Annotated in this window: 22 protein-coding genes and 1 pseudogene; 11 read left to right on the top strand and 12 right to left on the bottom strand. The window is 63.8% G+C overall.

Translation table 11 applies throughout. The features are described from left to right. Positions 1-61: 61 nt before the first annotated feature. From JQ609_RS28645 to JQ609_RS28635, 3 genes are all read right to left on the bottom strand, one after another. Positions 62-427 carry a nuclear transport factor 2 family protein gene (locus JQ609_RS28645; RefSeq protein ID WP_212276179.1) on the bottom strand — a complete coding sequence of 122 codons (366 nt, stop codon included), beginning with the start codon at positions 425-427 and terminating at the stop codon, positions 62-64. A gap of 160 nt (positions 428-587) precedes the next feature. Then, on the bottom strand, positions 588-938 hold the full coding sequence (locus tag JQ609_RS28640; protein ID WP_192735438.1) for a RidA family protein: 351 nt from the start codon (positions 936-938) through the stop codon (positions 588-590). A 128-nt stretch (positions 939-1,066) separates the two neighbouring features. Next, positions 1,067-1,981 carry a LysR family transcriptional regulator gene (locus JQ609_RS28635; RefSeq protein WP_212276178.1) on the bottom strand — a complete coding sequence of 305 codons (915 nt, stop codon included), beginning with the start codon at positions 1,979-1,981 and terminating at the stop codon, positions 1,067-1,069. A gap of 125 nt (positions 1,982-2,106) precedes the next feature. On the opposite strand from JQ609_RS28635, the gene JQ609_RS28630 reads away from it, so the two are divergent. Beyond that, the gene (locus tag JQ609_RS28630) at positions 2,107-3,171 is read left to right on the top strand and encodes an aromatic ring-hydroxylating dioxygenase subunit alpha (protein WP_212276177.1); all 1,065 of its coding nucleotides are present in this window, start codon (positions 2,107-2,109) and stop codon (positions 3,169-3,171) included. A gap of 164 nt (positions 3,172-3,335) precedes the next feature. Here JQ609_RS28630 and JQ609_RS28625 read toward each other — a convergent pair whose 3' ends face one another. Beyond that, positions 3,336-4,562 carry a serine hydrolase domain-containing protein gene (locus JQ609_RS28625; protein ID WP_409411203.1) on the bottom strand — a complete coding sequence of 409 codons (1,227 nt, stop codon included), beginning with the start codon at positions 4,560-4,562 and terminating at the stop codon, positions 3,336-3,338. Positions 4,563-4,699: 137 nt separating this feature from the next. Next, entirely contained in the window at positions 4,700-6,358 is a 1,659-nt protein-coding gene (locus tag JQ609_RS28620; protein WP_212276175.1) for an FAD-binding dehydrogenase, read from the bottom strand. Between the two features lie 284 nt (positions 6,359-6,642). Here JQ609_RS28620 and JQ609_RS28615 point away from each other — a divergent pair, with 284 nt between their 5' ends. From JQ609_RS28615 to JQ609_RS28590, 6 genes are all read left to right on the top strand, one after another. After that, positions 6,643-7,113, top strand: coding sequence for a hypothetical protein (locus JQ609_RS28615; RefSeq protein ID WP_212276174.1), 471 nt, complete (start codon positions 6,643-6,645; stop codon positions 7,111-7,113). A 127-nt stretch (positions 7,114-7,240) separates the two neighbouring features. Then, positions 7,241-7,477: a hypothetical protein gene (locus JQ609_RS28610; protein ID WP_249128532.1), complete on the top strand. Its 237-nt coding sequence runs from the start codon at positions 7,241-7,243 to the stop codon at positions 7,475-7,477. Positions 7,478-7,499: 22 nt separating this feature from the next. Beyond that, positions 7,500-8,090, top strand: a complete 591-nt coding sequence (locus JQ609_RS28605; RefSeq protein ID WP_212276173.1) for an SCO family protein — start codon at positions 7,500-7,502, stop codon at positions 8,088-8,090. A 181-nt stretch (positions 8,091-8,271) separates the two neighbouring features. After that, entirely contained in the window at positions 8,272-9,093 is an 822-nt protein-coding gene (locus JQ609_RS28600) for a transporter substrate-binding domain-containing protein (protein WP_249128531.1), read from the top strand. 155 nt (positions 9,094-9,248) lie between these two features. Further along, complete coding sequence (locus JQ609_RS28595) at positions 9,249-10,892, top strand: lysine--tRNA ligase (protein WP_212276171.1); 1,644 nt, start codon at positions 9,249-9,251, stop codon at positions 10,890-10,892. A 288-nt stretch (positions 10,893-11,180) separates the two neighbouring features. After that, positions 11,181-11,963: a class II aldolase/adducin family protein gene (locus JQ609_RS28590; protein ID WP_212276170.1), complete on the top strand. Its 783-nt coding sequence runs from the start codon at positions 11,181-11,183 to the stop codon at positions 11,961-11,963. Between the two features lie 129 nt (positions 11,964-12,092). Here JQ609_RS28590 and JQ609_RS28585 read toward each other — a convergent pair whose 3' ends face one another. Next, entirely contained in the window at positions 12,093-12,674 is a 582-nt protein-coding gene (locus JQ609_RS28585; protein WP_212276169.1) for a mismatch-specific DNA-glycosylase, read from the bottom strand. Continuing rightward, positions 12,641-13,291 carry a helix-turn-helix transcriptional regulator gene (locus JQ609_RS28580; RefSeq protein WP_212276168.1) on the bottom strand — a complete coding sequence of 217 codons (651 nt, stop codon included), beginning with the start codon at positions 13,289-13,291 and terminating at the stop codon, positions 12,641-12,643. Before JQ609_RS28580 ends, JQ609_RS28585 begins: the two co-directional genes overlap by 34 nt. A 183-nt stretch (positions 13,292-13,474) precedes the next feature. On the opposite strand from JQ609_RS28580, the gene JQ609_RS28575 reads away from it, so the two are divergent. Continuing rightward, a complete protein-coding gene (locus JQ609_RS28575; RefSeq protein WP_211997920.1) occupies positions 13,475-13,819 on the top strand; it encodes a DUF952 domain-containing protein in 345 nt (114 codons plus the stop codon). Further along, positions 13,816-14,913, top strand: a complete 1,098-nt coding sequence (locus tag JQ609_RS28570) for a quinone-dependent dihydroorotate dehydrogenase (RefSeq protein ID WP_212276167.1) — start codon at positions 13,816-13,818, stop codon at positions 14,911-14,913. The genes JQ609_RS28575 and JQ609_RS28570 overlap by 4 nt, the downstream gene beginning before the upstream one ends. 155 nt (positions 14,914-15,068) lie before the next feature. On the opposite strand, the pseudogene JQ609_RS28565 reads toward JQ609_RS28570, so the two are convergent. The 5 genes and pseudogenes from JQ609_RS28565 to JQ609_RS28545 form a co-directional block, all read right to left on the bottom strand. After that, a pseudogene (locus tag JQ609_RS28565) lies at positions 15,069-16,393 on the bottom strand (MATE family efflux transporter). A gap of 2 nt (positions 16,394-16,395) precedes the next feature. Beyond that, positions 16,396-17,130, bottom strand: a complete 735-nt coding sequence (locus JQ609_RS28560; protein WP_212211321.1) for an MBL fold metallo-hydrolase — start codon at positions 17,128-17,130, stop codon at positions 16,396-16,398. Between the two features lie 26 nt (positions 17,131-17,156). Next, positions 17,157-17,459 carry a DUF6460 domain-containing protein gene (locus tag JQ609_RS28555; protein WP_192735422.1) on the bottom strand — a complete coding sequence of 101 codons (303 nt, stop codon included), beginning with the start codon at positions 17,457-17,459 and terminating at the stop codon, positions 17,157-17,159. Positions 17,460-17,608: 149 nt separating this feature from the next. After that, entirely contained in the window at positions 17,609-19,282 is a 1,674-nt protein-coding gene (locus tag JQ609_RS28550) for an ATP-dependent DNA ligase (protein ID WP_212211314.1), read from the bottom strand. Next, complete coding sequence (locus JQ609_RS28545; RefSeq protein ID WP_212276166.1) at positions 19,279-20,316, bottom strand: ligase-associated DNA damage response exonuclease; 1,038 nt, start codon at positions 20,314-20,316, stop codon at positions 19,279-19,281. The genes JQ609_RS28550 and JQ609_RS28545 overlap by 4 nt, the downstream gene beginning before the upstream one ends. A gap of 51 nt (positions 20,317-20,367) precedes the next feature. On the opposite strand from JQ609_RS28545, the gene JQ609_RS28540 reads away from it, so the two are divergent. Further along, positions 20,368-21,294 carry a class I SAM-dependent methyltransferase gene (locus JQ609_RS28540; RefSeq protein WP_212276165.1) on the top strand — a complete coding sequence of 309 codons (927 nt, stop codon included), beginning with the start codon at positions 20,368-20,370 and terminating at the stop codon, positions 21,292-21,294. Between the two features lie 99 nt (positions 21,295-21,393). Then, positions 21,394-22,143, top strand: a complete 750-nt coding sequence (locus tag JQ609_RS28535; protein ID WP_212211305.1) for a FadR/GntR family transcriptional regulator — start codon at positions 21,394-21,396, stop codon at positions 22,141-22,143. Positions 22,144-22,210: the final 67 nt, after the last annotated feature.

The raw sequence follows: 22,210 nt of genomic DNA, 5'->3' as shown, positions 1-22,210 counted from the left end.
AATAATTCGGGGCGCGTCGGCGGCTACCTGGGATTGCCCAGGCAGCCGCACAGCCTTTCGCTCACGCCCCCGCCGGCACCTGATCGAGGAAGCCGGTGATGCTGCGGATGCGGCCGTCGCTCAGCTCGGCGAAATCCGTACCCTTGATCGGGCTGTCGGCGCCGTCAGGGCCGAGGCCCCAACAGAACCGGACGTGGTCGCCGTACCCGTTGGGCTCGCCGATCAGCTTGAATTTGAAATCCGGAAACCGCTGCTGCACGCCTGCGATCAGCGCATCGACGCCGTCGTGGCCGTCGCCGCTCATCAAGGGGTCGACATAACGGGCGTCTTTGGCCCAGTTTTGGCTAAGGATCTCGCGGCGGCGGGCCGGGGTTCGCTCGTTCCACAGATCGATGTAACTGGCGGCAATGGTCTTCGGGTCGGTCATGGGGCTCTCCTTCGTTGCGGCCGAATGGATCGGCTGACCTGTTATCGAAGGTTCGCGCGCGTGTTTCGATTACCTCGGAGGTCAAGGAAACGCGGTCAATGAGATACGGATCAAGGAAAATTACGGCGCGAGGGCAGGCAAGCCCTCGCGCCGTGAAAAATCACTTCGCCGCAACCACCATGATCTCGACGTTGTATTGCGGAGACGCCAATTTGGCCTCGACCGTGGCGCGCGCCGGGGTGTTGCCCGCCGACACCCAGCCGTCCCACACCGCATTCATTTCCGGGAAGGTTTTCATGTCGGTGATGTAGATCGTGGCCGACAGAAGCTTCGACTTGTCGGTCCCGGCTTTGGCGAGATGGCCGTCGATGGTCTTGAGCACGTCCTGCGTCTGCTTGGTCACGCTTTCGCCGGCTGCATTGTTGGCGACGACGCCCGCGAGATAGACGGTGTTGCCGTGGACGACGACCTGGCTCATGCGCGGGCCGGTTTCGAAACGCTGGACTGACATGGTGTTCTCCGTTTTTTAAAGTGGCGCGCCTCCTTAGCGCGACAGGGCGCGATGGGCTACTGCGTTCTTCTCAAGGGAGCCTCCGCAAATTGCCGCGCACCGGGATTTGCTGAAACGTGCAGCTGTTTCTATGGGATATCCTCTGCCTCCGCCCCGGCGCTGCCGCGGCCATGCGCTTCCAGCGCATCGAGGAAGCATCGCACTTTTGCCGGAACGAACTGCCGGGCCGGCAGCAAAGCATGCACGTTGAGCGGCTCGCAGATGTGATCCGGCAGCAGCCGCCGCAGCGTGCCTGCTTCAACGGCGCTGTTGGTGAACGTCGCGGTCACCCGCAACACGCCGTGGCCGGCCAGTGCCGCCTGCAACCTGATGTCGGCGTTCGAGCTGACCAGCCGCGCCTTCTGAACGTCCAGATGTTCGATTACCCCAGAAGGCGTGGTGAGCGCCCACGGCGCGTCGTTGGGGCCGGTGAGGACGGGCAGTCTGGCGAGCTCTTCAAGGCTGCGCGGTTCGCCGAACTTCTCCAGCAGCGAAGGCGCGGCGTACAGCCCGCGCTCGAGCGATGAAACCCGTTTGATGACGATCCCCGTCGAAGGAAGCGGCGCCTCCAGCATCGCGAACACGATGTCGTAATTCTCGACCACCGGACTGACGATCTCGTGCTCGACATCGATCCGGATCACGAGATCCGGATAACGGTCCATCAGTTCGCATGCGATCGGACCGGCGTGGTTGGCGCCGAATTCGTAAGGTGACTTGATGCGGAGCGTGCCGGCGACGGTGCTGCTCATCGCCAGCGCTTCGCCATGTGTATCATGCAGCGCAATGAACAGCGGCTTTACCCGCGCATAGATAGTCTCGCCGGCGTCGGTGAGGCGCAAATGCCGCGTGGTGCGCTCGATCAGTCGCAGCCCGAGATTGCTTTCCAGCCGCTGCACTGCAGCACTGAGGCTGGATTTGGGATGGCCGAGCACGCGCGCGGCAGCGCTAAAGCCGCCATGCTGAACCACTTCGCAAAACAGCTCCCAATCGCGCCAATCCATCCGGGCAATTGTCCATGGGCCGGTACAGTGTGTCCAGACAATCCGGATATCCGCACCGGCGCCGATGCCATAGAAGATGACACAAACGAAAAAGAAAAGCGCACCAAGCAACAGGGAGGAATGCCATGACCGATGACGGAATCTTTCTTCGCAACTCCTGGTACGTCGCGGCCTGGAACCACGAACTGATCGACGGCAGGAAGTTGCCCCGTACCATCCTGGAGCGGCCGGTTGTGATGTACCGCGGCGAGAGCGGCAAGGTCGTCGCCCTCGACGACCGCTGTTGCCATCGCGCAGCGCCGCTCTCCATGGGCCGGATCGAAGGCGACGACATCCGCTGCATGTATCACGGCATGAAGTTCGACCCATCAGGCAAATGCATCCAGATCCCTGGCCAGGACATCATCCCGCCAAAACTCGGCGTACGCAGCTATCCCGTGGTCGAGCGCTACAATCTGATCTGGATCTGGATGGGCGACATCGAGAAAGCCGATCCCGATTTGATCGTGGACTATCCGCCGCTCGCCGATCCCAAGTGGCGGGGTTTGCCGGGGTATATGTACTACAAGGCGAACTGGCTGCTGATCGTCGATAATCTCAGCGATTTCGCGCACCTTGCCTTCGTGCATACCCACACCCTCGGCGGCTCCGAGGAATATGCCTACAAGACCAAGCCGGTCGCGATCGAAAAGCTCGATGACGGTTTCCGCGTCGAGCGCTGGCACATGAGCGCCGATCCGCCGCCCTATCTCTGCAAGGTGATTGCCAACAAGACCGACAAGGTGGACCGCCGCAATATCGGCCGCATGCTGGTGCCCGGCATCTTTCTGCTCGACTCCATGTTCGCGCCGGCAGGGCAGGGTGCGGAGAAGGGAGCCCAGGTTCCAGGCACGCGGCAATTTCGCAACGCCCAGTTCATGACCCCGGAAACGCGAAGCACGACGCATTTCTTCTGGAACTATCTGCACGATTTCGACATCGACAATCCGAACATCGCGCTGTCGCTGCGGCACAGCCTCGAAGAAGCGTTCCACGAGGATCTGGCGATCATCGAGGCGCAGCAGAAGGTGTTTGACGCCGATCCGAACTATCAGCTGCGCGCAATCGGCGCCGACGCGGCGCTGACCTATTTCCGCTGGGTGCTGGCGCGGCGGATCGAAGCGGAGAGGAGCGCGGCGAAGGCGGCGTAGGCCGGCCCGCAAAAATGAGGCTCGTCATGGCCGGGCTTAGCCGCCCGAAGGACGGCGTCGCTTCCGCTCGCCTTGTCCCGGCCATCCACGTCCTCCTTGCTTAACGGAAGCCAAGACATGGATGCCCGGCACAAGGCCGGGCATGACGAATGTAGGTGAGCCGGCTACTTTTCAAACGCCTCATACACCAGCGCCTTGAACGCAGGCGTGATGCGTTGGCGCTCGAGCTGGGTCTGCTCCATCAGGATGTAGATCATGTCCAGCTTGGGATCGACGCCGAAATAGGTGCCGCTGCCGCTGTCCCATTTCAGCTCGCCGATCGAGCCTGCCGGCGGTGGCTTGGCATTTCCAGGTTCTACGCGAACCGCAAGGCCAAAGCCGTAACCAAAGCCATCGCCGGGAAAATAGAAGTAATCCCGCCCGACGCCGGAGCCCGGTCCGATCTGATCTGACGTCATCTGCTTGAACGCGGCCGCGCTGAGATACTGCTTGCCGTCGAGCTTTCCGCCGCCCAGCAGCATCTGCGCAAAGCGTGCGTAATCCGTGATGGTCGAAAGCAGGCCGCCGCCGGCTGATTCCCATTCGGGATGCCTGCGCCGTTCCTTCCCCGACATCCGCAGGACGGTATCGCCCGGCAGCGGCTCGGCCATGCGCGCCGCTTCAGCCGCGCCCTGCAGCACGAACTTCGTGCTGGTCATGCCAAGCGGATCGAGTATGCGCTCTTTCAGGAACTGATAGAGCGATTTGCCGGTGACGATTTCGATGACGCGCCCGAGAACGTCGGTGGAATGGCCGTAGCGCCAGAGTGTGCCGGGCTGCCTCGCCAGCGGCAGGCGGGCGATGCGCTCGGCAAATTCCGCGTTGTTGAAATGCCCCTCAAAGATGTTGGCGTCCGTATAGGCCTTCATGATCAATTCGCTGCCGATGTATTCATAGGTGATGCCGGACGTATGCCGGAGCAGATCCTCGATCGTCACCGGCCGGATCGGCGGCACGAGCTGCAGGACCGGGTTGCCGTCGCGCGGTTTGAATTCCACGCCGACCTTCGTGTCGGCAAATGCCGGAATGTATCGGGACACCGGATCGGCCAGCGCCAGTTTTCCTTCATCGATCAGCATCATCGCCGCCACGCTGGTGATCGGCTTGGTCATCGAATGGATGGCAAAGATCGTGTCCGGCGTCATCGGCAGCTTGGTGGCGACGTCCCGAACGCCGAAGCTCTTGAGATAGACCGGCTTGCCATGTTGCTGGATCAGCACGACCGCGCCGGGCAGCTTGCCGGTCGTCACTTCGTTTTCAAACAATTGCGACACGCGTTCGAGTTTGGCGAGCGAGGGCGCCGGCGCGGCGGCGTTGCCCTGGGCGCGGGCCGGCGCGCCGCTCCCGGCCATCACCAAGGCTGCCGCGAGTAGTATGGCTATGACCTTCGGCATCAAAACAACAGCCCTGGCAATGGGTTCCTTACTTTGCATGGGGTTGTTTTCGCGGTTTTGTTTCCGGGTCCTTCGGCTTTGGTCTGCTTGCCCTGTCATCCCGCCGCCTTCGCCGCCGCGCGTCCCGCATTCCGCCCCGAAAACAGACACCCGCCGAGGAACGTGCCCTCCAGCGAGCGGTAGCCGTGCACGCCGCCGCCGCCGAAACCGGCGGCCTCGCCGGCGGCGTACAGCCCCTTGATGGTCTCGCCGCCCGTGCCGAACACGCGGGAGTCGAGATCGGTCTCGAAGCCGCCGAGCGTCTTGCGGGTCAGGATGTTGAGTTTGACCGCGATCAGCGGGCCATGCTCGGGGTCGAGGATGCGATGCGGTTTGGCTGTGCGGATCAGCTTGTCGCCGATATAGCGCCGCGCATTGTGGATGTTCATCACCTGCGCATCCTTGACGTAGGGATTCGTCATCTCGCGGTCGCGCGCCTCGATCTGGCGCTTGATGTGATCGAGCTGCAGCAGATTGTCGCGGCTGAGCGCGTTCATGGCGCTGACGAGGTCGGCGAGATTATCGCGCACGATGAAGTCGGCGCCCTTCTGCTTGAATGCTTCCACCGGCGCCGGCGCGCCCTTGTTGGTGGCGCGCTTGATGGTCATGCGCCAGCTCTTGCCGGTGAGGTCGGGGTTCTGTTCCGAGCCTGACAGAGCGAACTCCTTCTTGATGATGCTCTGGGTCAGGATGAACCAGGAATAATCGTAACCGGTCGACATGATGTAGTGCAGCTGGCCGAGCGTGTCGGAGCCTGGAAACAGCGGCGCGGGCAGCCGTTTGCCTGTCGCGTCGAACCACAGCGATGACGGGCCGGGCAGGATCCGAATGCCGTGGCGCGGCCAGATCGGCGACCAGTTGCGGATACCCTCGACGTAATGCCACATCCTGTCGCGGTTGATCAGCCGCGCGCCGGCAGCCTCGGTGATCCCGATCATCCTGCCGTCGACATGTTCGGGCACGCCGGAGATCATGAATTTCGGCGGTTCGCCGAGGCGCTTCGGCCAGTTCTGGCGGACCAGATCATGATTGCCGCCGATGCCGCCGGAGGCAACGATCACCGCCTGGGCGCGAAAGCTGAAATCGCCGGTGACCTGGCGCGAGCTGCTCTGGCCGCGTTCGACATTGGTGGGTTCGAGGATCGACCCGCTGACACCCTCGACCGTGCCGTTGGTGATACTGAGCGCATCGACGCGGTGGCGGAACTTGAAAGTCAGCCGGCCGATCTTCTGCGCCTCGCGGGCGCGCCGCTCGAACGGCTCGACGATGCCCGGGCCAGTGCCCCAAGTGACATGAAAGCGCGGCACCGAATTGCCGTGCCCCATCGCGTCATAGCCGCCGCGTTCGGCCCAGCCGACCACGGGAAAAATACGGTGTCCCATCGCGCGCAGCCACTCGCGCTTCTCGCTCGCGGCGAACGCGACATAGGATTCCGCCCACTTCTTCGGCCAAAAATCCTCGTCGCGGTCGAAGCCGGCGGTGCCGAACCAGTCCTGCAGCGCCAGATCGTAGCTGTCCTTGATGCCGAGCCGGCGCTGTTCGGGGCTGTCGACCAGGAACAGGCCGCCGAACGACCAGAACGCCTGACCGCCGAGGCTTTGTTCGCCCTCCTGGTCGATCACGATGACGCGCTTGCCGGCGTCGGCGATTTCGCATGCCGCGACCAGCCCGGCCAACCCGCCGCCGACCACAATTACGTCTGCGTCCTCTGCCATCGTGTCCTCCCCCAACCCGAATTGATTCAAACCACGCGATCCAATGCGGTCAACGGCAAATGCCGCTTGCCTGTGGCGAAGCTACCACCGTGAAAACGTTAACTTGTTCCAGTTTGGGACCTTTTCGCGCATCGGGTGCAGCGCCACTGCAACACTTAATTTGAATTTGTTTTGACTGGCTCCAGCCGCCTAGACAAAATCACGGTCTCGAACGACGCTCGCGAAGTCTTGCATCACGAAGACAATCAGATTCGGGTTCGACGTTTCAGGACTGGGGCTGGGATATGAAGCTGGTGACGGGGTTGCTTGCGGCGGTGCTGCTGCTGGCAGGGGTTGTGTCGAGCCAGGCGGTGGTCCGGATCGCCGACGATCGTGGCGGCCGGATCGGTACCTATGTCGATAAATACCAGGGCCTGCGCAGTTCCGGCGAGATGGTCATCATCGACGGCCTGTGCGCCTCGGCCTGCACCATCGTTCTCGGCGCCGTTCCCCACGACAGGATCTGCGTCACCTCGCACGCCAATCTCGGTTTCCATGCTGCCTGGGATTTCGGCGCCAACGGCCGGGCGATCACCAACGCGGAAGCCACCCAGATGCTGTATTCGATGTACCCGACGCCAATCCGGCGCTGGATCGCCCAGCGCGGCGGCCTGACCCAGCGCATGATCTTCCTGCGCGGCAAGCAACTGCAGGCGATGTTCAGGCCCTGCTATCTCGACGCCCAGGCCTCCGCGATCAAGCCGGCGTCTCGCTGAGATCCCGGCGTCGCACTGCGATCGCCCTAGCGTCGCACCGCGATCGCCCCGGCGTCTCCCTGAGATCGCCTGGCGTCGCGCTGAAACAGCAGATATTCCTCCGCATGACGTGATCGGCTGCGCGGCCATGGCGCTTGCCTGGCCCTGGAACTGGCCCTATCTGAACGCCATGGTTCAGCCGATTTCCACCCAGCATGGGATGATCGCGGCACCCCGGCCGCAGGGCAGGGTGGCGTCCGCGATCGTCTGGGGCGCCGCCAGCCTCGGCGGGCTAGCCGTGTGCGGCGCCGCGGCGCTCTGGTTCCACTACGGGACCACGGTGTTCTTTGAAATGATCGCCGCCGGTATTTCGGCCTGCTTCTGATCCGGACATAAGGAATTTTCGCATGGACCGGAGCATCCGCCCGCTGGTGATCGTCGCCTCCTTTGCCGTCAGCCTGCTGGTGGGCCTCCTGATCATGCTGTGGGCGCTCGGCGGCCTGCGCACCGTCACGGCGCCGGCCGCGATCGGCGGGCCATTTCAACTGACCGACCAGGCCGGCCAGACCGTGACCGACAAGGATCTCAAGGGTCGGCCGACACTGATCTTCTTCGGCTTCACCCATTGCCCCGATGTGTGCCCGACCGCGCTGTTCGAGATTTCCGAAGTGCTCAAGGCGATGGGCAGGGACGCCGACCGCGTCAACGCCTTTTTCGTCTCGGTCGATCCGGAGCGCGACACCGCGGCCGCGATGAAGGAATATCTCTCCAGCTTCGACCCGCATCTGAAGGGCCTGACCGGCAACCCCGAGGCGGTGGCCAAGGTGCTGTCGGCCTACCGGGTTTATTCCAAGAAGGTCCCGCTCAAGGACGGCGACTATACGATGGACCACACCGCGCTGGTCTATTTGATGGATCGCGACGGCCACTTCGTCTCGCCGTTCAACCTGAAACGGACACCCCAGGAAGCTGCGACCGATCTGAAGAAATATCTCTGAGCCGTACCAGAGCCTCGCAAAACGGCCTCGCATCGGATGCCGGATGGTCTATAAGGCCATCCAATTCCACAACAAAACGCCGGCAATGCCCCACCAGCCAGCCTTGTTACAAAGCGCCAGATTGCCAAAATCCGTCCGCAGCTTGCTGGCCGGGATTTCGATCGCGGCTGCGCTGGCTGTTATGCTGCCCGGTGAGGCGTCCGCACAAACCGCGCCCCGGCCCGCGGTCGAGGCGGCACCGCAGGCGGTGCCAGGTTTTTGGGACCCCAGGCGGCGTCCGGACCGGCCCGATTTGTCGCGCCTGACCGTGATCCGGTTCCTGACCGAAACCGACTATCCGCCGTTCAACTTCACCGGCCCCGACGGCAATCCGGCCGGCTTCAATGTCGATCTGGCGCGCGCGCTGTGCGACGAGATCAAGGTCACTTGCACCATCCAGATGCGCCGGTTCGAGACCCTGATCGACGCCATCACCAGCAACCGCGGCGACGCCATCATCGCGTCGATGGCGGTGACGCCGCAATTGCGCGCCCGCATCGATTTCACCGACCCCTATTACCGCGCGCCGGCGCGCTTCGTGTCGCGGCGCGACGCCGTGATGCCGGAGGTGCGTCCCGAATATCTCGAAGGCAAGAAAATCGGCGCGATCGCCGGCACTTCGCACGAGGCCTATCTGAAGGCGATGTTCACCGACGCCGAGATCAAATCGTACCCCAATGACGAGGCGCTGCGGCTGGCCCTGCGGCGAAGCGAGGTCGATTTCATCTTCGGCGACGCGATCGCGCTGGCGTTCTGGATCAACGGCACGGATTCAGCCGAATGCTGCGCCTTCTCGGGCGGGCCATTCGTCGAGAGCCGCTATTTCGGCGAGGGCATCGGCATCGCGGTCCGCAAGGGCAACGATCTGCTGCGGCAGTCGCTGAACTGGGCGCTGTTCCGGCTCTGGGAAAAAGGCCGCTATACGGATTTGTGGCTGCGTTATTTTTCCATCAGTCCGTTTTGACGCTGGATTTGGATTCGTAGGGTGGGCAAAGGCGCGCTTGCGCCGTGCCCACCATCTTACTCGCTGAACGTTGTGGTGGGCACGCTTCGCTTTGCCCACCCTACGAGTCTATAATACCAACCTGTTTCCCGGCCCTTCGGAGAAAGCTCGTCTAAATGTCCACCATCGACCTTGCCGCCAGCCCGAGCGATTTGCGTGCGCTCGCCGAACAATCCAACGCCTGGCCGTTCGAGCAGGCCAAAGCGATTGTCGCGCGGCTGAAAAAGAGCCCGAAGGACGAGGTGCTGTTCGAGACCGGCTACGGCCCGTCGGGGCTGCCGCATATCGGCACATTCGGCGAGGTCGCGCGCACCACCATGGTGCGCCATGCCTTTCGCGTGCTGACCGAGGACAAGATCAAGACCAGGCTGCTGGCGTTCTCGGACGACATGGACGGCCTGCGCAAGGTGCCGGACAACGTCCCCAATCGCGACATGATGGCGGCTCATCTCGGCAAGCCGCTGACGCGCGTGCCGGATCCATTCTCGAACGAACACCCCTCGTTCGGCGCCGCCAACAACGCGCGGCTGCGCGCGTTCCTCGATCATTTCGGCTTCGACTACGAGTTTGCCAGTTCTACCGACTATTACACATCGGGCCGCTTCGACGCGACGCTGCTCAAGATGCTCGCCGCCTACGACAAGGTCATGGCGATCATCCTGCCGACGCTGGGGCCGGACCGGCGCGCGACCTATTCCCCGTTCCTGCCCATCAGCAAGACATCCGGCGTCGTGCTGCAGGTGCCGATGATCCGCCGCGACATTGGCGCCGGCACGATCACCTATGTCGACCCCGACAGCGGCGAGGAGGTTGAAACCCCGGTCACGGGCGGCAATGTGAAGTGTCAATGGAAGGCCGACTGGGCGATGCGCTGGGTCGCGCTCGGCGTCGACTACGAGATGGCCGGCAAGGATCTGATCGACTCGGTGAAGCTGTCGGGCCAGATCACCCGGGCGCTCGACGCCACGCCGCCGGAAGGCTTCAACTACGAACTGTTCCTCGATGAACAGGGCCAGAAGATTTCCAAGTCGAAGGGCAACGGGCTCACGATCGACGAATGGCTGCGCTATGCGTCGCCGGAATCGCTGTCGCTGTTCATGTACCGCGAGCCGAAGGCGGCGAAGCGGCTGCATTTCGACGTGATCCCGCGCAATGTCGATGACTACCAGCAATTCCTCGACGGCTTGCCGCGGCAGGACGCCAAGCAGCAGCTGCAAAATCCGGTATGGCACATCCATGCCGGCCAGCCGCCGAAGGCCGACATGCCGGTCACGTTCCAGCTGTTGCTGACGCTGGTGTCGTCGTCGAATGCGGAGAACGCCGAAACGCTGTGGGGTTTTATCGGGCGCTATCGGCCCGGCGTGACGCCGCAGACGCATCCGAAGCTCGACGCGCTGGTCGGCTACGCCATCAATTATTATCGCGACTTCGTGGCGCCGACCAAAAAATTCCGTGAGCCGACAGACGGTGAGCGCGTGGCGCTGCAGGATCTGCGCGACGCGCTGTCGCAATTGCCGGCGACGTCGACGGCGGAAGAGATCCAGAACGTGGTCTACGAGATCGGCCGCCGCGAGCCGTTCCTCGATCTCGTCAAGAAGGGCAAGGATGGCCGGCCGGGCGTCTCGCTCGACTGGTTCAACATGCTCTATCAGGTGCTGCTCGGTCAGGAAAAAGGCCCGCGCTTCGGCTCGTTCGTCGCGGTGTATGGCCTGGCCAACGCCGTGGCCATGATCGACGGCGCGCTGGCAAGGTCGGCTTAAGAGGCGCGCGCTTCTCTTCCCCTCTCCCCTTGTGGGAGAGGGTGCCGGAGCGAAGCGTAGGCGGGTGAGGGGTTCTCTCCGCGGACACAACTCCCTCTACGGATAGAGACCCCTCATCCGGCGCTTCGCGCCACCTTCTCCCACAAGGGGAGAAGGAAGCAGGGAAGAAGAAGCCGCAAATCCAGATGGCAGGCCCGCCGCAATTTCAACCGCGGCCTGCACCGAATTGCGCTACACTATCCGCCATCAAGCCTCCGTGGAGAGGCGGGCAACATTGGGAGCAGACGCATGCAGTTCAGGGTTTCGCCGAACTTGATCAACGACAGCAGCGCCGAGGAGTGGCAGGCGCGAGTCGATCTGGCGGCCGCGCATCGCCTCGCCTTCAACCAGGGTTTTTCCGAAGGTATCTTCAACCATCTGACCTACACGGTGCCGGGCCGCAGCGACCGCTACTACCAGATCCCGTTCGGCATGCATTGGTCCGAGGTGACGGCCTCGTCCTTCATGGAAGTCGGCGTCGATGACGGTGAGGTCAAGCGCGGCGAGGGCGAGGTCGAGCGCTCCTGCTATTGCATCCACGCCCCGATCCACAAGGCGCTGCCGCAGGCCAAAGCGGTGTTTCACACCCACATGCCCTATGCCAGCGCGCTGACGCGCCTCGATGATCCCCGCATCAAGGAGATCGGCCAGACCGAGGTCGGGCTATCAGGCGCCATCGCCTATGACGACGAATATACCGGGCCGGCCGTCGATCCTGCCGAGGGTGCCCGCCTTGCGAAGGTGATCGGCGACAAGCAGGTGCTGTTCATGGCCAATCACGGCATCTCGACGGTCGGTGCGACCGTCGCCGAGGCCTACGACATGCTCTATTACGTCGAGCGCGCTGCGCAGGTGCAGATCTACGCGATGTGGACCGGGCAGAGGCTGAAGCAGCTTCCCGCGCCCGTGGTGGAGAAGACCCAGCGCGAATACAAGGATGAGCGTCTCTACAAGGGACCGACCCCGGCACAACGGCACTTCGATGCGTTGAAGCGCATGCTCGATCGCAAAGAGCCGGATTACGCGACGTAGCGACATTCTCCGCTGTCGTCCCGGCCTTGAGCTCAGATGCGCAATTGCGCATCGGGGGACCCATACGCCGCAGCTTCCCGTTTGGAGAAGACTGTTCGACGACTTTCTTATCACCACTAACGCTTGTGGTTATGGGTCCCGGCTCAAGGCCGGGACGACGAAGGTGGCAGCCCGCACCGCATCCGCAAACGCGTGCCAAATCTCCGGCCGCCAGCTTCCGTTCGCGGCGCCCGACGTGGAGGGCAGGATCCAGATTCGTGTGTGGGCGATCCGCTCAGCCTGTTCGCCGTAATCGCGCTTGCCGCCGAGAAATCCCTGTCCGGCCGCCTTGCTCGTGAATGCCAGGAATTTCGGCCGGAATACCGCAACCGAATTGCTCAGGCGGGATCGCGCATCCAGTCGCAGTTCCGATAGCGGGATCTGGTGGTCCATGCCCGAGTGCGTCTTCACGAGATCGGTGAGGCCGATCCGATGCTGCAGCAGATCTCGATACTGCTGCGGTTGCAGCAGCGCCGGCGTCAGCCCGGTCTCGTAGAGAATCTTCCAGAACTTGTTCTGCTTGTGCGCGTAGTAAGCCTTGGCTTTGGCTGATGCCGTCCCCGCAGCCATCCCGCACAGAACGATGTGAAGGGAATCTTCCAGCACATCCTGTAGGATATCCGGAGCCGGGGACAACCCTACTGGCTCGCCCATACGATCCGCGCGATCCATTCGACGTCGTCGGCGTCGAGCGCGCGGTCGGCATGCGCCGGGTTGAGCGATTGCAGCTCCAGCGTCCTGGTGGTGCGACGCTTCAATTCCTTCACCATCACCTCGCCGTCGCTCGTCTTCACCACCACGCGGTCGCCGCGCCGGATCGGTGTGCCGGGCGAGACCACGATGATGTCGCCGTCGCGGTAGGCGGGCTTCATCGAATCGCCGGATATTTCCAGCGCGTAGGCGTGCTCGTCGCCCGCGGCGGGCAGGGCCACCTCATCCCAGCCCTTGCCGGCGGGAAAACCGCTGTCGTCGAAATGGCCGCCGCTGCCGGCTTGGGCGAGGCCGAGCATCGGCACTGATTGCTGGCTGCGCGCGCCGTCGCCGATCAGCTGCACAAACGTGTCGATCGAGGAATTGGTCGCGGCCAGCGCCTTGGAGACCGATTCGGTGGAGGGCCAGCGTTCGCGGCCGTCGCCCGTGATGCGCTTGGATTTGTTGAAGGTGGTGGGGTCGAGGCCGGAGCGCTTGGCAAGGCCCGAGGGCGACAACCCGGCGCGCTCGGCGAGCCGGTCGAGCGCGGTCCAGACCTGGCCGTGGGTGAGAATGCGGGCTTTGGATGGCTTGGCCATGGGATCACTCAAAGTCGGGTTTAGGAATTATTGCCTGAAACGCGGGTTTTCCGCAAATTCCAGGCTGGCCGGACGGCGCGGCGGCGCTTGAGTTCAGCCCCAGCCGCCTTTACGGTCGGCGCCCGACCCGGAATCCCGGGAAAAATCCCAAGAGACTCAACGACAAACAGGGAATGCCGGCGAGTGCCCACGATCTACAAAATCAGCCCCGCCTCGGCCTGGCGCGAGGCCGAGCGGCAAGGCGTCTATCGGGGCAGCGCGGACGATCTGCGCGACGGCTACATTCATTTTTCCACAGCGTCCCAGGTCGCCGAGACCGCGCGGAAACATTATTTCGGCCAGACCGGGCTGTTCTTGATCGCGGTCGACGCCGATGCGCTGGGGGACAGCCTGCGCTGGGAACCCTCGCGCAACGACGAATTATTCCCGCATCTCTATGGCGAACTCGATCTCGGCGCCGTCACCGCCATCCTCGACATGCGGGCGCGGTCCGACGGCCATCATGACATTCCGGAGCTTGCGCCGTGATCCGCGCCTTCGACGCCTTTTCCCTGCCGCTGTTGCGCTGGTTCGATCCGGAGGATGCACATCGCATGGCGATCCAGGGTCTGCGGCTGTTGCCGCCGATCCGCTCAAAGCCTGATGATTCGAAGCTGGCGGTGCGCGCCTTCGGCCTGAACTTCCCCAATCCGATCGGGATGGCCGCGGGCTTCGACAAGAGCGCGGAGGCGCCCGACGCGCTGCTGCGGCTGGGATTTGGATTCGTCGAGATCGGCTCGGTGACGCCCAAACCGCAAGTCGGTAATCCGCGGCCGCGGTTGTTCCGGATGGAGCGCGACGAGGCCGTGATCAACCGGATGGGTTTCAACAATGACGGGGCGGAGATTGTGCTGCGGCGGCTCGCCTCGCGCGCGCATCTCTCCGGCATCATCGGTGTCAATGTCGGAGCCAACAAGGATTCGGCCGACCGCACCGCCGATTACGTCAAGCTGATCGAGACCTTTGCGCCGGTCGCGAGCTATTTCACCGTCAACGTCTCCTCGCCGAACACGCCGGGCCTGCGCAATCTGCAGCAATCGGCAGCCCTCGACGATCTCCTCGCCAGGGTGATCGATGCGCGCGAGCGGGTGCGCAAGAATGCCGGCGATTCCCCGGTGCTGCTCAAGATCGCGCCGGATCTCAGTCTGGCCGAACTCGACGACGTCGTGCACATCGCGCGTTCGCGCCGGGTGGATGGCATGGTCGTGGCCAACACCACGCTGGCGCGGCCCTCGAGCTTGCGCGAATCCGGCCGTGCCAAGGAGCAGGGCGGCCTGTCGGGACGGCCGCTGTTCCGGCTGTCGACGCGGATGGTCGCGGAGACTTATGTGCGTGCCGAAGGTGCCTTCCCGCTGATCGGGGTCGGCGGCATCGACAGCGGAGGTGCCGCACTCACAAAAATCCGCGCCGGCGCCAGCCTGATCCAGCTCTACTCGTCGCTGATCTACAAGGGCCTCGGGCTGGTCGAGGACATCAAGAACGATCTGTCCTCGACCTTGCTGCGCACCGGCCGCGATTCGCTTGCGGAAATCGTCGGCGCCGATGCCGCGACCATCACCGCCGAGGAATGGCCGGTGCAGTAGATGAATCTTCCCCTCTCCCTTTGTGGGAGAGGGTGGCTTCGCGAAGCGAAGACGGGTGAGGGGTTCTCTCCTCACGGCAAGATTAGAGTTTGAGGATAGAACCCCTCATCCGGCGCTTCGCGCCACCTTCTCCCACAAGGGGAGAAGGGAAGAACTCACCCTCCGAACGACTTCCTCAACAACGCCGGATAACGCAGCGCTTCCAGGCCGCCGCGGGCGGCATAATGCACCAATAGTGCGCCCCACAGCCGGCATTGCCGAACGATCGCAACGCGAGCCACGCGCCGAGGAAGATCGCAAGCGACAGCAGCATCAGGTTGCGCATGTCGCGCGCCCAAGTGGCGCCGATATAGACCCCGTCAAAGGCAAAGGCGAACACGCCGAGCAGCGGTGCGAAGATCACGAACGGCAGATAATCGCGCGCGATGCGCCGCACGTCGGCGCTCGCCGTCATGATGTCGATCAGCGCGGGACCGAACAGGGCGAAGACGGCGGCGACGGCGAGCGCGAAGCCAAAACCCCAGAGCACGACCAGTTTGACCGCGCCGGCGAATCCGCGTCTGTCGCGCCCGCCGTAGGCGCGGCCGCAGAGCTGTTCGGCGGCGTTGGCAAGGCCGTCGAGGAAGAAGGCGCTGATCATCAGGAAATTGTTCAACACCGCATTGGCTGCGAGCGTCAGATCGCCGGCGCGGGCGCCCTGCGCGGTGAAGAACAGGAAGGCCGCGATCAACGCCGCGGTGCGAATCAGGATGTCACGATTGACCGCCAGCAAGCGCATCAGTTTGGTGCGGTCGAACAGCGTGGCGCGCAAGATGGCCGGCTGCCCTTGGGAGAGGCGCCGCGCGATCAGTATGCCGAGCAGGAGCCCGGCCGCTTCCGCGATCACGGCGGCGATCGCCGCGCCGGCAATGCCGAAGTCGAGCACCAGCACCAGGAGCGCGGTCGCTGCCGCATTGATCAGGTTGATGGCGATCTGGGTGCCGAGCGCCAGCCTGGCGCGGGCCTGTCCGATCAGCCAGCCCAGCACGACATAATTGCCGAGCGCCAGCGGCGCCGACCAGATCCGGATCGTGAAATAGGTTTTCGCCGCGCGCGTCACGCCTTCGCTGCCGCCCATCGCCTCCAGCAGGAGGCTGGCGAGCGGGGTCTGCAGCAGGATGAGCGCAGCGCCGACCAGCCCGGCGGCGATGAAGCCGCGCAGCAGGATGGCGCGTAGTTCCTGCGTGTCGCCGGCGCCGAGCGCCTGCGCTGTGAACGCGACTGTGCTCATGCGCAGGAAACCGAACAGCCAGAACAGGCAGTCGAACAGCACGGAGGCGACCGCCACGCCGCCGAGCAGCGTGGCATCGCCGAGCCGGCCGATCGCCGTGGTCGAGACGATGCCGATCAGCGGCGTCGTCAGGTTCGCGATCATCGCGGGACCCGCGATGGCAAATACCTGTGCCGTCGTGACTTTCGAGGGAGCGGCCGGCAAATGCATGCTTACAGCTCGACCACCAGACCGTCGCTTGCGGTGGAATAGGAAAGCGAACCCAGCCGCCCCAGCATGTCGTCGCTCATATGCGTCAGGATCAGCCGCCGGGCGTTGATCTCGGGCAGATGCGCTTCCAGCGTTTTCAGGCTGAGGTGGTTCTTGACGATCTTGTCGTAATAATACGCCTCGGCAATGAACAGGTCGGCCTCGCGCGCGGCCGGGATCAGCGTCTCCGTCCATTCGGTGTCGGCGCTGTAGGTGATGATGCGGCCTTCGGCCTCGATGCGGTGGGCCAGGAACGGGCCGCCGGATTCGCCGTGCACGACGGGATAGGGCGTCACCTTGACCGCGCCGAAGCTGCGGCTTTCCTCGGGATCGAGCGCGACGACGGAGAGCTCGAAGCGCTGCTTCGTCCTTGAGGAATGCTCGAACATTGCTTCCATCAATTGCGTCAGCCGGGTCTCGATTCCGTGCGGACCGGCGATGACGAGCGGACGGGTGCGGCGGGTGAACTGCGCATCGAGCAGGAAGAACGGCAGTCCGCCAAAATGGTCGCCGTGGAAATGCGTGATCAATATCAGGTCGATGCCGTCGCTGATGACACCGAGCCGCTTCAGCGCCAGCAGCGACGAGGCGCCGCAATCGATCAGGAAATTGACGCTGGCGCCGGTGACATGGAAACAGGTGTTGGCGCGGCCACCGGAGCCGAGCGCGTCGCCGCAGCCGATAAATTGCAGTTGCATCGGCTGCGGTCCCTTGGCGAGGAGATTTAGCGCCCGCGCGGGCTGCCGAACAGCCGCGACAACAGCCAGACCGGAATCACGATCACGGCGCCGAGCAGGAAGTAGCGCCACAGCCAGTTGACGGCGTCAAAGCCGAGATCCCAGAGCCGCTGGAACAGCATGCGGATGCTGTGCAGAATGTTCCAGGGATCGAAGCCGACAGCGGCAAGGACCACGCCGACCAGAACCGACAGCAGGATCAGCCGGAATGCCACCGCCAGCGGCGAGCCGCCGAGAAAGCGGTTGAGGCCGTCATTGCTGGCCGGCAAATCCCTGACGTCGTTGGGCATCTCACTCTCCTGCGGGTCACGCCCGCGCATTGTAGCGTTTTCGAGCGAAGTGGATACCGGTTCGCGTGAAGAAAACGCGTCAAAACAAGAATCCACTATAGCGGTCAGCAGATGGGGAACCCGCCTTCAGACGTCAATGGGTTGCAGGATTACGCCGCGGTAATGCTGGCGTCACTCTTCAGCATCCGCTCCAGCGTTTCCAGCCGGTCGGCCTCGCGCGGCGGCTTGTCCCAGCGCAGCCGGCTGATGCGCGGAAACCGCATCGCGACGCCGGATTTGTGCCGCGGCGAGCGCGCCAGCCCCTCGAAGGCGACTTCCAGCACCAGCCCCTGGTCGGGCTCGTGCACGACGTGGCGCACGGGCCCGAATTTTTCGGTGGTGTTGCGGCGGACGAAGCGGTCGATCTGCAGCAGCTCCTCGTCGGTGAAGCCGAAATAGGCCTTGCCGACCGGCACCAGCTGTTCGCCGTCCTCGCCCGAGGTCCAGACGCCGAAGGTGTAGTCCGAATAATAGGACGAGCGCTTGCCGTGGCCGCGCTGCGCATACATCAGCACGGCATCGATCAGATGCGGGTCGCGCTTCCACTTCCACCATTGGCCCTTGGGGCGGCCCGGCAGATAGGCGGCGTTGCGGCGCTTGAGCATCACGCCCTCGACGGCGTCGGCATCCTCACCGGCGCCGGCTTGGGCCGGATCGGCGCGCGCCGCCGTCAGCGCGTCCCAGCTGTCAAAGGCGACCGTCGGCGACAGATCAATCCTGGCATCGTCAAGCTTTCTGACGAACGCCTCCAGCCGCGCGCGGCGTTCGATGAACGGCAGCTCGCGCAGATCGTTCTCGTCGTCGCCGAGCAGATCATAGGCGCGCAAATGAATCGGGTACTCCTTGATCAATTTTGGCGAGACCACTTTGCGGTTGAGGCGCTGCTGCAGCACGTTAAACGTCTGCACGCGGCCCTCGCGCAGTACCAGCAATTCGCCGTCGATGGCGAAACTTGAAGATCCTTGCAGATGCAGCGATGGCACGAGGTCCGGAAAACTCTTCGTAATGTCTTCCCCGGTGCGTGAATAGAGCCGCGCCTGGATGTGGCCGCGCTCGTCGCGGCCGCTCACCGCCTGCACGCGGATGCCGTCCCATTTCCATTCGGCGATGAAGTCGGCGGGATCGAGATTGGCGAAATCCGCATCCTCGATCGCATGCGCCAGCATCACAGGGCGGAACGGTGTCGGATCGCGATTGACCGGTTTCTCGCTGCGGCCTTCCAGCCAGGCGAACAGGTCGAGATAGGGCGGGCTCAATCCCGGCCACATCAGCTCGACGTCGTGGGCGTCCTTGCCGCCGAGGTTGGCCGCGGCAGTCTTGGCGAGCCGCGCCGAAATGCCGATCCGCATCGCCCCGGTGACCAGCTTTAGCAGCGCCCAGCGGCCGGTCTCATCGAGCTCATCGAGCCAGCGCGCAAGCTGCTTCGGCAGCTCGGTCTTGCCGAGGGTGCGTAGCGTAGTGACGACTTCGGAAAGCGTGGGTGGGGGCGGGTTGTTGTGGCCGGGCAACGCCGCCCTCGGCCACATCAGCGCCACCGTCTCGGAGAGATCGCCGACATAATCATAGGACAGGCCGAACAGCACGGGATCGGCGCGGTCGGTGATCAGGTCGCGGATCAGTCCGGGCTTGGCGTGCTTGAACGACAGCGCGCCGGTCAGTGCCGCCAGCGCATAGCCGCGGTCGGGATCGGGCGTGTCGCGAAAATACGCCGTGATCAAGCGCAGCTTGTTGTTGCGGCCGGGCTCATAGGCGAGGCGGTCCAGCAATTCGGCGAAGCGGTTCATGCCTCGGCCTCTTTGGCGGGCGGCGCCTCGTGCTCGTCCTCGTCGCCGTAGCCGACCAGATCGAGCGGCCGCGCGGCGAGGCCCTTGGTCTTGCACCAATGCACCAGCGCATCTTCCTGGCCGTGGGTGACCCAGATTTCGCCGGCGCCGGTGGCCTCGATCGTCGCGGTCAGCCCGTCCCAGTCGGCGTGATCGGAAATCACCAGCGGCAATTCGATGCCGCGCTGGCGGGCGCGGGCGCGCACCCGCATCCAACCCGAGGCGAACGCCGTGACCGGATCGGGGAAGCGCCGCGTCCAGATGTCAGAGGTCGCTGACGGCGGCGCCAGCGTGATGGTGCCGGCGAGATCGACCTTCTTCATGCCTTTGGCCGGACGAAGATCGCCGAGCGCAACGCCGCGGCTTTGATAATAGTGCGTGATCGCCTCCATCGCGCCATGCAGATAGATCGGCGCGTCGTAGCCGGCCTCGCGGAGCAGCGCGATTACGCGCTGCGCCTTGCCGAGCGAGTAGGCGCCGACCAGGTGCGCGCGCTCCGGGAACAGCGCGACCGAGGCCAGCAGCTTCTTCACCTCATCGGCTGCGTTGCCATGGCGGAACACCGGCAGGCCGAACGTCGCCTCGGTGATGAAGACGTCGCACGGCACCACTTCGAACGGCGCGCAGGTTGGATCCGAAGCGTCCTTGTAGTCACCCGAGGCGACGATGCAGGTGTCCTTGCAGGTGACGGCAATCTGCGCCGAGCCCAACACGTGACCGGCGGGATGGAATTTGATTTTGACGTCGCCGAGCCTGAGTTCCTCGCCATAGGCGATCGCCTGCGTAGAGCCTGCGAAATTATCGCCATAGCGCAGCCGCATCATGTCGAGCGTCTCTTGCGTCGCCAGAACCGCGCCATGGCCGGCACGGGCGTGGTCAGAATGGCCGTGGGTGATCACGGCGCGCTCGACGGACCGAACCGGATCGATATGGAAGCCGCCGGGCTTGCAGCACAAACCGGCGGGAGCTGGCAGCAGGATGTCTTGTGGACGCATCTTGGTTATATAGGGCGTATTGCCCCGATTTTTACCTGCCCCATAGAGCCCATGCCCACGCGAATATTCCTGACCTCCGGCGATCTGATGGCCGATCGCCGCTATGATTTTGCGCGCGACCTGCAAATGAAGGGCGATCTGCCCGGCGCCGCCGACCTGCTGCTGCAGGCGACGGATCTGGCGCCGAATTTCGTCACGGCCTGGTTCACGCTCGGCGATATCAGAGAAACGCTCGGCGAGCGCGATGCGGCGATCACGGCGTTTCGCAAGGCGTGGGACGGTGATCCCGATGATCGTCATGGCGCCCGCCTGCGGCTGATGCGGCTCGGCGCCGAACCATTGGCCGCGATGCCGCAAGGCTATGTGCAGGTGCTGTTCGATCAATACGCGCGGCGGTTCAATTCCGCGCTGGTGGACGATCTCGGTTATCGCGGCCCGGACCTGCTGTTCAGGGCGGTGCTGTCGGTGCGCGCGGCCGCCCGCAAGCCCGCCTTCTTCAAGCGCGCCATCGATCTCGGCTGCGGCACCGGGCTCGTCGCGACGGCCTTCGCCAAGGAGGTCGATCATTTCATCGGCATCGATCTGTCGCCGCGCATGATCGCGCAGGCCCGCGCGACCAGCTGTTATGCGGAGCTTGAAGTCGGCGACATTGTGCAAGGTCTGCGCGCGCAGCCTGCCAGCAGCGCCGATCTCATCCTGGCCGCCGACGTGATGATCTATGTTGCCGATCTCGCGTCGGTGCTGGCGGAATCAAGCCGCGTGCTGGCCGCCGGCGGCCTGTTCGCCTTCACGACCGAGACGCATGCCGGCGAAGGCGTCATTCTCGGCGCAGGGCTGCGCTATGCCCACGCGGCGGCTCATGTGCGCGCAGCGGTGGAAGCGGCCGGCCTCACATTCCTGTTGCTCGAAGATCGCTCGGCACGCACCGAGGACAACATCCCGGTGCCGGGGCTTGTCGCGGTCGCAGCCAAGGGCTGACTGCCCGCACCGTTCGACCCGTGAAGCATGCCTCGCGCGGCGGGCTGGACAAACCGGCGCGGATATACCAATCTGGACCTACCAGATTGGTAGGATCAGATGACCGTGCCACAGCAAGCAAGCGAAGGATCGCGAGCGGTCAAGCGGACCATCGAGTTCATTCGCCATCACCGATTGCAGAAGGGCGACCGGCTGCCGTCAGAGCGCGAACTGTCGGACCGCTTTGGTGTCACCCGCAGCTCGGTGCGGGAAGCGTTGGCGGTTCTTGATGCGCTTCGGCTGACCGAGCGACGGCCGAAGTCCGGTATTTTCCTGCGCAACGCGCTCGAAGACAGCGGGCTCGATTCCCTGGTCATCCAGGCCAATCTGGATCTGCCGTTTGACGAGCGCACCATGCGCGATGTGAGCGAGGCCCGCGTCATATTTGAAACCCATGCGATCCGCCTCGCATGCGCGCGCAGGACCGATGCCGATCTCAACAGGTTGCGCGAGTTGGTCGCCAATTATGCCGATCGGGTGCAGGCTGAACTCAATGTCGCCAATGAAGATGTCGAGTTTCATCTGGCAATGGCTGCGGCCAGCCAGAACGCCATCATCGTTCGAACGCTGACGCCTTTGTTCCTGATGAGCTTTCAGTGGCGGCAGAAGTATTTCTCATCCCCGGTCATTCGCCGCCGCTCACTGGCCGATCATCAGGAGTTCGTGGCCACCATTGCTGACAGGGATGAAACCCGGGCGGCGGCTCTGGTGCAAAAGCATGTCCATTCCGCATTCGACGAAGTCCGGGCAATGGCGGAAGGAAACGAGCAGCCGGAATCTCACAACCAATGGGAAGGCCAGGACCAGTAAGTTGCCGGGAATACCGGCTCACGCAGCGCAAGTCGAAGCCAATTTCGATCCGCACAACCTGAATGAC

This window comes from Bradyrhizobium sp. AUGA SZCCT0169 (assembly GCF_018130085.1).
In the GTDB taxonomy this organism is placed as follows: domain Bacteria; phylum Pseudomonadota; class Alphaproteobacteria; order Rhizobiales; family Xanthobacteraceae; genus Bradyrhizobium.
The sequence above is the reverse complement of the archived record's forward strand: the minus strand, read 5'-3'. Positions and strand labels throughout refer to the sequence as shown.

Coding starts and splice junctions, on each gene's coding strand:
- JQ609_RS28645 (WP_212276179.1), bottom strand. CDS start 427: ATGACCGACCCGAAGACCATTGCCGCCAGTTACATCGATCTGTGGAAC.
- JQ609_RS28640 (WP_192735438.1), bottom strand. CDS start 938: ATGTCAGTCCAGCGTTTCGAAACCGGCCCGCGCATGAGCCAGGTCGTC.
- JQ609_RS28635 (WP_212276178.1), bottom strand. CDS start 1,981: ATGGATTGGCGCGATTGGGAGCTGTTTTGCGAAGTGGTTCAGCATGGC.
- JQ609_RS28630 (WP_212276177.1), top strand. CDS start 2,107: ATGACCGATGACGGAATCTTTCTTCGCAACTCCTGGTACGTCGCGGCC.
- JQ609_RS28625 (WP_409411203.1), bottom strand. CDS start 4,562: ATGGCCGGGAGCGGCGCGCCGGCCCGCGCCCAGGGCAACGCCGCCGCG.
- JQ609_RS28620 (WP_212276175.1), bottom strand. CDS start 6,358: ATGGCAGAGGACGCAGACGTAATTGTGGTCGGCGGCGGGTTGGCCGGG.
- JQ609_RS28615 (WP_212276174.1), top strand. CDS start 6,643: ATGAAGCTGGTGACGGGGTTGCTTGCGGCGGTGCTGCTGCTGGCAGGG.
- JQ609_RS28610 (WP_249128532.1), top strand. CDS start 7,241: ATGGCGCTTGCCTGGCCCTGGAACTGGCCCTATCTGAACGCCATGGTT.
- JQ609_RS28605 (WP_212276173.1), top strand. CDS start 7,500: ATGGACCGGAGCATCCGCCCGCTGGTGATCGTCGCCTCCTTTGCCGTC.
- JQ609_RS28600 (WP_249128531.1), top strand. CDS start 8,272: ATGCTGCCCGGTGAGGCGTCCGCACAAACCGCGCCCCGGCCCGCGGTC.
- JQ609_RS28595 (WP_212276171.1), top strand. CDS start 9,249: ATGTCCACCATCGACCTTGCCGCCAGCCCGAGCGATTTGCGTGCGCTC.
- JQ609_RS28590 (WP_212276170.1), top strand. CDS start 11,181: ATGCAGTTCAGGGTTTCGCCGAACTTGATCAACGACAGCAGCGCCGAG.
- JQ609_RS28585 (WP_212276169.1), bottom strand. CDS start 12,674: ATGGATCGCGCGGATCGTATGGGCGAGCCAGTAGGGTTGTCCCCGGCT.
- JQ609_RS28580 (WP_212276168.1), bottom strand. CDS start 13,291: ATGGCCAAGCCATCCAAAGCCCGCATTCTCACCCACGGCCAGGTCTGG.
- JQ609_RS28560 (WP_212211321.1), bottom strand. CDS start 17,130: ATGCAACTGCAATTTATCGGCTGCGGCGACGCGCTCGGCTCCGGTGGC.
- JQ609_RS28555 (WP_192735422.1), bottom strand. CDS start 17,459: ATGCCCAACGACGTCAGGGATTTGCCGGCCAGCAATGACGGCCTCAAC.
- JQ609_RS28550 (WP_212211314.1), bottom strand. CDS start 19,282: ATGAACCGCTTCGCCGAATTGCTGGACCGCCTCGCCTATGAGCCCGGC.
- JQ609_RS28545 (WP_212276166.1), bottom strand. CDS start 20,316: ATGCGTCCACAAGACATCCTGCTGCCAGCTCCCGCCGGTTTGTGCTGC.
- JQ609_RS28540 (WP_212276165.1), top strand. CDS start 20,368: ATGCCCACGCGAATATTCCTGACCTCCGGCGATCTGATGGCCGATCGC.
- JQ609_RS28535 (WP_212211305.1), top strand. CDS start 21,394: ATGACCGTGCCACAGCAAGCAAGCGAAGGATCGCGAGCGGTCAAGCGG.